Here is an 11,220-nt window from a genome sequence, read left to right on the forward strand (position 1 = left end):
GTTGGCGGCCCCTCTCCGACCCGGAGTCCGAGCGAGGCCGCCCTTCCACGTCAGCCGCGCAGCGGGCCCTCGCAGTGGTAGCTCGACGTTCCCGCGCGTCCGCCGGTCCAGATGTCGACCGGGCCGAAGGAGCAGTTCATGTCGGCCAGGTTGTTCGATGCCGCGCCCGCCCGGTCGAGGAGGAAGTAGTCGACCGTCTCGGACATGTCCTTGAAGACCTGGTCGGCGCTGCCCGCGTTCGCGAGGTTGGCCGTGATGCGGCCGGTGCAGGTGAAGCGGCGTCCGCCCGGCGCGCCGCTCTCCGCGCAGACGGGGGTGTTGGACGTCGCCGTGGCGAACGAGGCGGCCACGTCGGCGGCCCTGGAGTCCCGCAGCCGGTCGACGGGCGTGAACGTGGTCGCCGGTACGAACAGCTTCTCGACCTCGGCGATCCGCGCGTCCAGGAAGCGGTCGTAGTCGCGCTGCACCGTCACGTCCGCGCTGAGCCGTGCCCGCCAGGCGTCGTACGCGGCGACGTCGTTTCCGCGCAGGTGCTTGTACATCTCGCGCAGCGCGGCCGGCTTGTCGGTCCAGAGGTACTCGAAGAAGGTGCCGGCGTACGCGTAGAAGCGGAAGCCGTCGCCGTCGTACGTGGCGTTCAGGATCTGACGTACCGTCATGCGTGGTCCGCCGCCCGCCGTGTCGGCGATGACGCTGCGGACCAGGGACTTGCGGACGGCGATGCCGTCGTCGCGGGTGGCTCCGTCGAAGAACTCGGCCGTGCCCTCGTCCATCGCCGTCGTGCGGTCGTCCTGGTACCAGGGGCCCTCACCGAAGAACCCGGGCACGGCGAACCGGCCGTTGAGGTAGTGCGTGTACTCGTGCCGGAACAGCTCTTCGAGGGTCAGCGAGGAGTCCTGCGGGACGCGCCGCTCGTACGTGTAGAAGGTGGCGCCGCGCTCGATGTAGATGCCGCCGTTGTTCGTGTCCATCCCGGTCAGGATCGGGTGGTACTTCTCGTAGTCCGCGCGCGAGGCGTACAGGACGATGTTCAGGCTGGTGTTGGGGTCGCCGGCCAGCGGCTCCAGGGTGCCGAGGACCCGGTGGAACTGCGCCTTGACCTGCTTGCTCGCGTAGTAGAGCGTGTCGACGGTCGTGCGCGGGAGGCCGGTGCGGACCTTGATCGCGCCGCTGTCGTACGTGTACGTGTACGGGAAGATCCGGCGCTCGATGTCCGCCTTGCACACCCCGTACGGGGCGCAGGCCTCGTAGACGTTGAGCCAGGAGACCAGCGAGGCCCACTGCGCGCTGCCGGTGCCGAAGGTGGTCTCGACCGGGCCGAGCAGGGCGCCGAGGTCGGCGACGACGGCCGGGCGCAGGCCCTCGATCTGGCCGAAGCGGCCGTACTCGCCGAGGGCGTCGCGGGCGACCCAGCTGTTGGCGGTCCCCTTCAGGTGTCCGTACCCCGCGAAGGCCTTGAAGGCGGCGCGGTACGCGGGGTCGGCGGCGGCGGCCTTGTGGAAGGCGGTGTCCTGGTTGCCGGGGTAGACGCCGAGGTAGTTGAGGGAGAGTCCGGCGAGTGCGGCGCCCGCCCAGGCCGGGTCGAGGTGGGTGGCCGGGTGGGCGGCGTCCATCGTCGCGAGCACCCTGCGGATCAGGGGCAGTTGGTGCTGGCGGAGGCCGGGGGCGCTCGCCGCGTACAGCGCCTCGCGGAGGGTGTCGGCGTTGGTGGCGGTGACGTCGAAGGTGCGCGGGGCCGTGCCGTAGGCGGCGACGGCCCGCCGTACGGCGTCGACGGTCGGGGCGTCGGTGGTGTCGATCTCGTCGCGCGAGAAGTCGTGGTACGCCACGGCGTGGAGGTAGGTGAACATCTCCTCCAGGTGGGAGGAGTTCTTTCCGTCGTGGCCGGGCGCGAGGGTGGTGGCGCGGCGCGCGACGGCCTGGACGTGGGCGTCGGACATCACCGGCGTGAGCCGGGCGTCCCACGTCCAGACGAGTCCGCGCAGACAGTCGTCGGCGGTCACGGCGGGGTCGGCGAGGAAGTCGGCGAACCGCTCGGGGGTGAGGCCGGTGACGCCGTCGAGGGTGCAGGGCGCGGCGGCGGCCTGGCGCTGCGCACGAGGGAGGCCCGCGGCGGACGCGGGGGCGGAGTCGGTCGAGGTCTCGGGGGCGGCGCCGGGTATGCGGCCTGCTGAGGCCCCACCGCCCGGAGCGGGCGCGGGGGCCGCGACGGCCGGGGGCGCTGTGGCGAGCCGGTCGACCTCATCGTAGGGGTGCGGCGGCCGGGCCGACGCCGGGGCGGTCGGTGAACTCAGCGGCTCAGCCGCCTGGCTGACGGTCTGTCCGAGTGGTACGAGCAGGCCGGCCGCGAGTGCGGAGGCGAGCAGGGCGCTGCGCACGGATCTGTGCTGGGACACCAGAACTCCTGTGGACGGAGGGGGATGTGGGGGTGGTTCCCAGTCAACTCACTTGTTCTCAGGTCGAGTTGACGTTCTTTCCAGCGGTGGTGCGAGCAGTACCATAGTAATGTGAAATTGCACTGGCAAGGGTCTGGCGGCGTTCCGGCGCGGAAGCCACCAGGAAACCACCCGGGAATCCACCGGGAAACGGCCGTCCGGCACCGGGGCCGGGCGGCCGTCGCCGCTAGGACGTACCGGCTGTCACACCGGGGCCGGCAGGTCCATGAGCGCGAGTCGGGTCGGGTCGACCATGGCGGTGATCTCGGTGATGCGGCCGTCGGCGACGGTGAAGACGAGGAGGGAGAGCGGGGTGCCGTCCTCGTTCCAGGCGATGACACCGGGGCGGCCGTTGACGGTCGCCGCATGTCCCCGCGCCGCCGCGCCGGCCACGCGCGCGCGGCTTGCGACCTCGGTGGCCCCGAGCGTGACGAACCGGCCGTTCGGCGTGTGGACGGTGAACTTCACTTCGGGGTGGAGAACCTCGAGCAGCTGCTCGAACCGGCCCTCGCCGGCCGCGGCAAGGAACGCCTGGACCACCTCGCGGTGTCGCCGCCCGGTGCTCGCCGGCTGCTGGGCGGTCCGTACCTTCCTGCGGGCACGGCTCGTGAGCATCTTGGTCGCGTCGGCGGACTTGCCGAGGATGGTGCCGACCTCCCCGTGGGGCACGGCGAACACGTCGTGCAGGACGAACGCCAGCCGTTCGTCCGGGCGCAGCGAGTCGAGGACCGTGAGGAGCGCCAGGCCGACGGAGTCCCCGAGCGCCACGAGGTCCTCCGGGGCGGGAGCGTCGTCGAGGGTCACGGTGACTTCGGCCGCCTCGTCGCCGAAGAGGAGTTCCGGGCGGGTCCGGCCCGACCGGAGGACGTCGAGGCTGATGCGGCCGACCACGATGGTCAGCCAGCCGCCGAGGTTGTCGATGGTGTCGCTGTCCTGGCGGGAGAGACGCAGCCATGCCTCCTGGACCACGTCCTCCGCGTCGGCGTGTGATCCGAGGACGCGGTAGGCGACGCCTCGGAGCCGTTCGCGGTGGGTCTCGAAGGCGTCGGCGACCGGATCCGCGGGATGGGCGTCAGGCATGGTGTTACCTCTCTGGAAGCTGCTCCGTCATAGGGGTGACGGGCACCAGCCCCGGAACGTAACCCCGATCAAGGAGAGCACTCCCCATGGAGAACCGGCTCAAGAACAAGAACACGGACAACCCCGATCTGTGGACCGCGATCACCCACCTCCACAAGGCGATCGCCGCCGGGGGCGTCGACCCGAAGCTGCTCGTCCTCGTCCACCTGCGTGTCAGCCAGATCAACAGCTGCTCGGCATGTGTCTACGCCTCCGTCACCGGCGGGAAGAAGGCCGGTGAGACCGACGAGCGGCTGCACAACGTGGCGGCGTGGCGCGAGGCACCGTTCTACACCGGCGCGGAGCGCGCGGCCCTGGCACTCGCCGAGGCCGCCACCCGGCTGCAGGACGGTGCGGAGGGCGTCACCGACGCGATCTGGGAGGAGGTCAACGCCCATTTCACCGAGGAGCAGATCGGCGCGATCAACCTGGAGATCGCGCTGACCAACTTCTTCAACCGGCTCAACCGCACCGTCAAGGAACCGGCCGGCCGGACCTGGGGCTGAGCCAGACGCGGCTCCGGCCGGCCAGACCTCGGGGTCAGCCCAGCGCGGCTCCGGCCGGTTCGTCAGACGCGGTCGGAGGCCGCCTCGGGCGCCGCGGCCTCAGGCGCCGTGACCGGCCCGCGCGTCGGGGGCTCCGGCTGTCGCGGCGGCTTGCGGAGCCTCGTCAGGCGGGCCGCCACGGGCTCCGTGAAGCGGGCCGTGAGGGGGCCGACGACGACGAGGAGCAGGACGTACGCGGTGGCGAACGGGCCCAGTTGCGGCTGTACCCCGGCGGTGACGGCGAGCCCGGCGATGACGATGGAGAACTCGCCGCGCGCCACCAGGGCGCCGCCGGCCCGCCACCGGCCCTTGGTGCCGATCCCGGCGCGGCGCGCGGCCCAGTAGCCGGTGGCGATCTTCGTCAGGGCGGTGACGAAGGCGAGGGCGAGTGCCGGGAGGATCACCGGCGGGATGCTGGCGGGGTCGGTGTGCAGACCGAAGAAGACGAAGAAGACCGCGGCGAACAGGTCACGCAGCGGGCTCAGCAGCGCGTGGGCGCCGTCGGCGACCTCGCCGGACAGGGCGATGCCGACGAGGAACGCCCCGACGGCCGCGGAGACCTGGAGCTGCTGGGCGACGCCGGCGACGAGCAGGGTGAGGCCGAGGACGACGAGGAGCAGCTTCTCGGGGTCGTCGCTGGAGACGAAGCGGGAGATGAGGCGCCCGTAGCGGACGGCGACGAACAGGACGGCGCCGGCCACGCCGAGGGCGATGGCGAGCGTCGCGCTGCCGGCGGCGAGGCCGACACCGGCGAGGAGGGCGGTGATGATGGGCAGGTAGACGGCCATGGCGAGGTCTTCGAGGACCAGGATGCTGAGGATGACCGGGGTCTCGCGGTTGCCCAGGCGCCCGAGGTCACCGAGGACCTTGGCGATGACTCCGGAGGACGAGATCCAGGTGACGCCGGCGAGGACGACGGCGGCGACCGGGCCCCAGCCGAGCAGCAGCGCGGCGGCGGCGCCGGGGAGGGCGTTGAGGGCGAAGTCGACGAGACCGGCCGGGTACTGGGTCTTGAGGTTGGAGACGAGATCGCTCGCGGTGTACTCGAGGCCGAGCATGAGGAGCAGGAGGATCACCCCGATCTCGGCACCGATGGCGACGAACTCCTCGCTGGCGCCGAGCGGCAGCAGACCGCCCTTGCCGAACGCGAGGCCCGCGAGGAGGTAGAGGGGTATCGGGGAGAAGCGGAACCGGCCGGCGAAGCGCCCGAGCAGGCCGAGACCGAGGATGATGGCGCCGAATTCGATCAGGAAGACCGCGGAGTGCACGCCGCCCTCACTCCCGACCGAGTATCGCGGCGGCCGCGTCGACGCCCTCGCGGGTGCCGATGACGATGAGGGTGTCACCGCCGGCGAGCCGGAAGGCGGGCGTCGGGGACGGTACGGCGCCGGAGCGGCGCAGTACGGCGACGATGGAGGCACCGGCCTCGGTACGCATCCGGGTCTCGCCGAGGAGCCGTCCGTTCCAGTACGAGTGGGCGGACAGCTCGACGCGTTCGGCGACGAGGCCCAGGTCGGTGGTGTGCAGGACGTTGGGGCTGTGGTGGGCGGGCATCAGCGCGTCGATCAGCGAGGCCGTCTCCGCTTCGGTGAGGTGCAGGGACTGCGCGCAGGCGTCGGGGTCGTCGGCCCGGTACACGTTCACGGTGCGGGTCCCGTCGCGGTGCGCGATGACCGACAGCTGGCGGTGCTCCCGGGTGGTGAGGTCGTACTGGACTCCGATGCCGGGCAGGGGTGTCGTTCTCGTCCGCGGAGCAGGCACTGGCCCGTCCCCTCCTGTCGTACGTGGGTGGTCGTGACGCAGGCCATGGTGTCATCCGCCCGGAGCCCCGGAACATGGGTGCCGGCACGGATGGACAGGGCCCGGGAAAGTGGTCAGGATGGGCCGGGGTGAAGACTCCCACCGCAGGTCAGAGGCACACCGGACCGACGCGCGGCGCAGATCGACGAGGACGGCCGAGGGGGCGGGGCAGTGACGCTGTACTGGCGCATCTTCCTCCTCAACGCCTCGGTCCTGCTCGTCGCCGTCCTGCTCCTGTTCGGCCCCGTCACGGTCTCCACACCCGTACTCCCCGGTGAGGCGGTCGTGCTCGTGGCGGGCCTGGTCGCGATGCTCCTCGCCAACGCCTTCCTCCTGCGGGTCGGTCTCGCGCCGCTCCAGCGCCTCACCCGGGCGATGCGGACGGCGGACCTGTTGAAGCCCGGGCGGCGGTCGGAGGTGGCGGGGCGCGGCGAGATCGCCGACCTCACGCGGACGTTCGACACGATGCTGGGCCGGCTCGAAGCGGAACGGGCCGCCAGCAGCGCGCGGGCGCTCTCCGCGCAGGAGGCCGAGCGGCACCGCATCGCGCAGGAACTGCACGACGAGGTCGGGCAGACCCTCACGGCGGTGCTCCTCCAGCTGAAGCACGCGGCGGACCACGCCCCCGCCGAGCTGCGGACGGAGCTCCACCAGGCGCAGGAGACCACACGGGCCGGCCTGGACGAGATCCGGCGCATCGCGCGCCGCCTGCGGCCGGGGGTCCTGGAGGAGCTGGGTCTGCACAGCGCGCTCAGGTCGCTCGCCTCCGAGTTCTCGACGCGGGGCCTGACGGTCCGGCCGCACATCGAGGCCGGGCTCCCGAAGCTCGACCACGAGACGGAACTGGTCCTCTACCGGGTGGCGCAGGAGGGGCTGACCAACACGGCCCGCCACGCGGGCGCGACCCGGGTCGGCCTGAGCCTGCGCCGTCTGCCCGGCGGCGGGGTGGGCCTCCTGGTCGAGGACGACGGCCGGGGAATCGGCGGGGCGCCCGACGGCGCGGGCCTCCGGGGGATGCGGGAGCGCGCCCTGCTGATCGGCGCGGAGCTGTCGGTCCGCGCGGGCGCGAACGGCGGGACGGAAGTCCGGCTGGACACCACGAGCGACAGGGCGGCGACGTCATGAAGGACCCGAACTCCCCCACCCGCGTCCTGCTCGCGGACGACCACGCGCTGGTACGGGGAGGAGTGCGCCTCATCCTCGACGCGGAACCGGACCTGACGGTCGTCGCGGAGGCCGCGGACGGGGCGGAGGCGGTCGCGCTCGCCTGCTCCGAGCGGATCGACCTGGCCGTCCTGGACATCTCCATGCCGCTGCGCACCGGCCTCCAGGCGGCCCGTGAACTGAGCCGCCTCCAGCCGGAGCTGCGGATCCTGATGCTCACGATGTACGACAACGAGCAGTACTTCTTCGAGGCGCTCAAGGCGGGAGCGAGCGGCTACGTGCCGAAGTCGGTGGCGGACCGCGACCTGGTCGAGGCGTGCCGGGCCGCGGTCCGCGACGAGCCGTTCATCTACCCGGGCGCCGAGACGGCCCTCATCCGCACCTACCTCGACCACGCGGAACAGGGCAGACCGCTCCCCGCGAAGGCCGTCACGGAACGCGAGGAGGAGATCCTCAAACTGGTGGCGGAGGGCCACAGTTCCAAGGAGATCGGTGACCTCCTCGTCATCAGCCCCAAGACGGTGGAACGCCACCGCGCCAACCTCCTCCAGAAACTCGGCATGCGGGACCGCCTGGAACTCACGCGGTACGCGATCCGGGTGGGCCTCGTCGAGCCGTAGGTACGCTCGGGTCTCGTGATCGAGGAACTGATACCCGCGCCCGCGAGCGCCGCCCACACGTTCCGCGACTGCGAGTCGGACGTCCGCGCGCTGTTTCCCGAAGAGGCCGCCGCCCTCGCGCGCGCCCTGCCGAAACGGCGGCAGGAGTACGCAGCCGTCCGTATGTGCGCCCGGCGCGCGATGAGCGCGCTCGGTGCGCCGGCGGTGGCGCTGGTGACGGGGGAACGGGGTGCTCCGCGGTGGCCGGCCGGGCTCGTGGGGAGCATGACGCACTGCGCCGGGTACCGCGCGGCCGTCGTCGGCCGGGTCTCCGACTACCGCGGGCTCGGCATCGACGCCGAGCCGAACGCGCCGCTCGACGACGACGTCCTCGACTTCGTGGCCCTGCCGCGGGAACGCGCCCGGCTCCGCGAGCTGGCCGCGTACGTGCCGGAGGTCTGCTGGGACCGTCTCCTTTTCAGCGCCAAGGAGGCGGTGTTCAAGGTCTGGTACCCGCTGACCGGGCGCGAGCTGGACTTCGGGGACGCGGACGTCCTCATCGACCCGGGAGCGGGGACGTTCACCGCGTACGTCGGCGTCCCCGACGACGGCCCGGACGGCGATCATCTGAAGGTGCTTGAGGGGCGCTGGCTGTGCCGCGGCGGTCTCGTCGTGACGGCCGTCGCCCTCAGGCGGGCGTGACCGGAGGGCGCGTCCGGCGGGTCCGGCACCTCCGGGCCCGCGGCGGGGCGACGCGCGGGGGTTGGATGCGTCGCCCGCCGGGGCCCGGAGGGGCCGGGGTCATTCCGCGGGCCGGCCCGTCAGATGCGCGAAGACATCGTCAAGGGTCGGCCTGCGTACGGTGAAGTCGCTGACCTGGATGCCCGCGTCGCGCAGCGCGACGGCGACGTCGGCGACGTCGCCGAGGCCGTCGTCGAGCTGGACGGAGACCGTGCCCCTTGCGGTGTCCACCGTCGGCACCGTGGTCAGCGCCGGGCCGAGGGCGGCGAGGACCGCGCCCACGTCCGACGGAGCCGGCACCGTCACTTCGAGCCACTCCCGTCCGACCTTGCGTTTGAGGGCGTCGGGGGTGCCGTCGGCGATCACCCGGCCGGAGTCGACGACCGCGATCTGGTCCGCGAGGAAGTCGGCCTCCTCCAGGTACTGGGTGGTCAGGAGGAGGGTGACGCCGTTGTCCACCAGCTCCCGGACCAGCTCCCACAGCGCCATCCGGCTGACCGGGTCGAGTCCCGTGGTCGGCTCGTCGAGGAACAGCACGGGAGGCGAGGTGATCAGGCAGCTCGCCAGGTCGAGCCGCCTGCGCATGCCGCCGGAGTAGGTACGGGCCGGCCGGTGGGCCACGGCGGTGAGGCCGAAGCGCTCCAGGAGCTCGTCCGCGCGCCGGCGGGCCGGCCGGCGGCCGAGGTGCAGCAGCCTGCCGAGCAGCGTCAGGTTCTCGTGCCCGGTGAGGACCTCGTCGACGGCCGCGTACTGGCCCGCGAGGCCGATGCGCCGGCGTACCTCGTGCGGCTGCCGGGCCACGTCGAAGCCGGCCACCTCCGCGCGTCCGCCGTCCGGCGCGACGAGCGTCGTCAGCACCTGCACGGTGGTCGTCTTGCCCGCCCCGTTGGGGCCGAGCAGACCGAGTACCGTGCCGGCGCGCACCTGGAGGTCGATGCCGGAGAGCGCCTCGACGTCCCGGTACCGCTTGCGCAGGCCCTCGGCCCGGATGGCCGTGTCCACCTCTGCCGCCCCCACCGCGCTCAGCGCACCGGGTCCGGGGCCTGCTCGCGCAGGCTGCGCGGGCGCATGTCCGTCCAGTGCTCCTCCACGTACGCCGTCGCGGTGTCGTGGGTGCTCTCGCCGAGCGCCACCGTCCAGCCGTCGGGGATCCGTGCGAAGGCGGGCCAGAGGCAGTACTGGGCCTCGTCGTTCACCAGGACGAGGAACGTGCCGTTCTGGTCGTCGAAGGGGTTCGGCATGTGGTCACTTCCCATCTGTCGCGGACTCGCGGGTCCGCTCGACTGTGGCAGGGGCCGCTGACACCGGGCTGATGCCGTCGGCGCCGTGCGGGGTGGGGCGGTGGATACGGACGGGGAGGCTGGTGTAGCCGTACACGAAGTTCGAGTGGAGCAGGCGCGGGCTGCCGAGGAGTTCGAGGTCTCCGGCCTTGTCCCGGAGGGCGCGGAGCATCGCCTCGACGTGGGTGCGGCCGAGGAACGCGCCGATGCAGAAGTGCGGTCCGTGCCCGAACGCCACGTGTTTGTTGGGCGTACGGGCCAGGTCGAAGCGTTCCGGGTCGGTGAAGACCTCCTCGTCGAAGTTGGCGGCGCTGTTCCACAGGGTGACCACGTCGCCCGCGGCGATGGTGCGGTCGCGGATCTCGACGTCGGTGAGGGCGCGCCGGCCGAAGTGCATGGCCGGGGTCGTCCAGCGCAGTACCTCCTCCGTGGCGGTGGCGGTGTCGACGGCTCCCTCCTTCAGCGCCTTCCACTGGTCGGGGTGTTCGGCCAGGGCGATCACGGCGCCGACGGACGACATCCGGCTGGACTCGTCGCCGCCGAGGATGAGGCTGTAGCAGTTGAAGACGATCTCGTCCTCGGTCAGGAGCCGCCCGTCGACGGTGCCGGTGGCGAGGGCGCTGATCACGTCCTCGCCGGGGTGCCTGCGGCGCTGGGCGGCGAGGCCGGAGAAGTACAGGAGGATCTCGTTGCGCGCGAGCCACTCCTCCTCCGCTCCGTGCTCCTCGCTGGTACGGGAGAGGGTCATGGTGTTCCAGTGGACGAGCTGCTCGCGGTCCCCCACCGGTACGTCCATCAGGTCACCGATGGTGTTGATCGGGATGTGGTCCGCGAGGTCGACGACGAAGTCGAACGCGCCGCGGTGCAGCGCCTCGTCGAGCAGGGCCGCCGTGCGGAGGTTCACCCCCTCCACGACCGGTGCGAGGACGCGGGGCGAGAAGGACTTGAGCATGAGGTTGCGGATCTCGCGGTGCCGGGGCCCGTCGGTGACGGCGAGCATCTTCCCGGACGCCGAGTCCTCGCCCTGGAGCAAGGTGGCGAGGACGTTGCCGCGCTCGGAGGTGAACCGCTTGTCGTCCCGGTAGACCGCGACGACGTCGGCGTGGCGGGAGAGCACCCAGAAGGGGGGCGCGCCGGGGGTGGCACGGTGGAGGTGGACCGGCCGCTCGGCGCGGAACCGGGCCCATATCGCCCGCAGGTCGGGGCGGGTGAAGGTACGGGGGTCGGTGAGGTCGACACTGTCGGGGTCGGGGACCTCCGGCCCCGCGGGGTGGAGGACCCGCAGTCTGACCGGGTCGGGGGCCGGCGGTCTGCCGGGGTCGTCGGAGGCCGGCGGTCTGCCGGGGTCTGCGGGCTGCGGTGCGGTGGGTCTCATGGCGGGTGCTCCCTTCGGAACACGGCGGAGAGGTGGCGGTGGGACCGCCTGCGCACGGCGAAGGTGGGGCGGACGGAGCGGTCGTACGAGGGGTCGGGGGGGGGGGGGGGGCCCGCCCCCGCCCCCCCCCCCCCCCGCCCCCGCCCCGCGGCGGGGGGCGGC

At 72.5% G+C, this 11,220-nt stretch carries 11 protein-coding genes; 4 read left to right on the forward strand and 7 right to left on the reverse strand.

Annotated features, from left to right (window positions below; genetic code table 11):
- Positions 1–50: 50 nt before the first annotated feature.
- Together ABT034_RS28900 and ABT034_RS28905 are read right to left on the reverse strand one after the other, a co-directional pair.
- Positions 51–2,396 carry a collagenase gene (locus ABT034_RS28900; RefSeq protein WP_351220003.1) on the reverse strand — a complete coding sequence of 782 codons (2,346 nt, stop codon included), beginning with the start codon at positions 2,394–2,396 and terminating at the stop codon, positions 51–53.
- A 243-nt stretch (positions 2,397–2,639) separates the two neighbouring features.
- Entirely contained in the window at positions 2,640–3,515 is an 876-nt protein-coding gene (locus ABT034_RS28905) for a sigma-70 family RNA polymerase sigma factor (RefSeq protein WP_351220004.1), read from the reverse strand.
- Positions 3,516–3,601: 86 nt separating this feature from the next.
- Here ABT034_RS28905 and ABT034_RS28910 point away from each other — a divergent pair, with 86 nt between their 5' ends.
- The gene (locus ABT034_RS28910; RefSeq protein ID WP_351220005.1) at positions 3,602–4,060 is read left to right on the forward strand and encodes a carboxymuconolactone decarboxylase family protein; all 459 of its coding nucleotides are present in this window, start codon (positions 3,602–3,604) and stop codon (positions 4,058–4,060) included.
- Between the two features lie 62 nt (positions 4,061–4,122).
- Here the strand turns inward: ABT034_RS28910 and ABT034_RS28915 are convergent, their stop codons facing one another.
- Positions 4,123–5,367, reverse strand: a complete 1,245-nt coding sequence (locus tag ABT034_RS28915) for a cation:proton antiporter (RefSeq protein WP_351220006.1) — start codon at positions 5,365–5,367, stop codon at positions 4,123–4,125.
- Positions 5,368–5,374: 7 nt separating this feature from the next.
- Positions 5,375–5,860: a cation:proton antiporter regulatory subunit gene (locus ABT034_RS28920; protein ID WP_351220007.1), complete on the reverse strand. Its 486-nt coding sequence runs from the start codon at positions 5,858–5,860 to the stop codon at positions 5,375–5,377.
- A gap of 210 nt (positions 5,861–6,070) precedes the next feature.
- Between ABT034_RS28920 and ABT034_RS28925 the strand changes: the two genes are divergently transcribed.
- The 3 genes from ABT034_RS28925 to ABT034_RS28935 are packed head-to-tail and all read left to right on the forward strand — an operon-like array spanning position 6,071 to position 8,364.
- Entirely contained in the window at positions 6,071–7,024 is a 954-nt protein-coding gene (locus ABT034_RS28925; RefSeq protein WP_351220008.1) for a sensor histidine kinase, read from the forward strand.
- A complete protein-coding gene (locus ABT034_RS28930; RefSeq protein ID WP_351220009.1) occupies positions 7,021–7,683 on the forward strand; it encodes a response regulator transcription factor in 663 nt (220 codons plus the stop codon). Before ABT034_RS28925 ends, ABT034_RS28930 begins: the two co-directional genes overlap by 4 nt.
- A 15-nt stretch (positions 7,684–7,698) precedes the next feature.
- Positions 7,699–8,364 carry a 4'-phosphopantetheinyl transferase family protein gene (locus tag ABT034_RS28935; RefSeq protein WP_351220010.1) on the forward strand — a complete coding sequence of 222 codons (666 nt, stop codon included), beginning with the start codon at positions 7,699–7,701 and terminating at the stop codon, positions 8,362–8,364.
- Between the two features lie 99 nt (positions 8,365–8,463).
- Here ABT034_RS28935 and ABT034_RS28940 read toward each other — a convergent pair whose 3' ends face one another.
- From ABT034_RS28940 to ABT034_RS28950, 3 genes are read right to left on the reverse strand one after another with little or no spacing between them, the layout of a single operon-like run.
- Positions 8,464–9,405, reverse strand: a complete 942-nt coding sequence (locus ABT034_RS28940) for an ATP-binding cassette domain-containing protein (protein ID WP_351220011.1) — start codon at positions 9,403–9,405, stop codon at positions 8,464–8,466.
- A gap of 20 nt (positions 9,406–9,425) precedes the next feature.
- A complete protein-coding gene (locus ABT034_RS28945) occupies positions 9,426–9,644 on the reverse strand; it encodes an MbtH family protein (protein WP_351220012.1) in 219 nt (72 codons plus the stop codon).
- 4 nt (positions 9,645–9,648) lie between these two features.
- Positions 9,649–11,058 carry a cytochrome P450 gene (locus ABT034_RS28950; protein WP_351220013.1) on the reverse strand — a complete coding sequence of 470 codons (1,410 nt, stop codon included), beginning with the start codon at positions 11,056–11,058 and terminating at the stop codon, positions 9,649–9,651.
- Positions 11,059–11,220 lie beyond the last annotated feature (162 nt).

It is taken from the genome of Streptomyces sp. NPDC002773, from assembly GCF_040295605.1.
GTDB lineage: Bacteria > Actinomycetota > Actinomycetes > Streptomycetales > Streptomycetaceae > Streptomyces.

Excerpts from the sequence above, each read along its gene's own strand:
- ABT034_RS28905 (WP_351220004.1), bottom strand. The coding sequence starts at position 3,515 with ATGCCTGACGCCCATCCCGCGGATCCGGTCGCCGACGCCTTCGAGACC.
- ABT034_RS28910 (WP_351220005.1), top strand. The coding sequence starts at position 3,602 with ATGGAGAACCGGCTCAAGAACAAGAACACGGACAACCCCGATCTGTGG.
- ABT034_RS28930 (WP_351220009.1), top strand. The coding sequence starts at position 7,021 with ATGAAGGACCCGAACTCCCCCACCCGCGTCCTGCTCGCGGACGACCAC.
- ABT034_RS28945 (WP_351220012.1), bottom strand. The coding sequence starts at position 9,644 with ATGCCGAACCCCTTCGACGACCAGAACGGCACGTTCCTCGTCCTGGTG.
- ABT034_RS28950 (WP_351220013.1), bottom strand. The coding sequence starts at position 11,058 with ATGAGACCCACCGCACCGCAGCCCGCAGACCCCGGCAGACCGCCGGCC.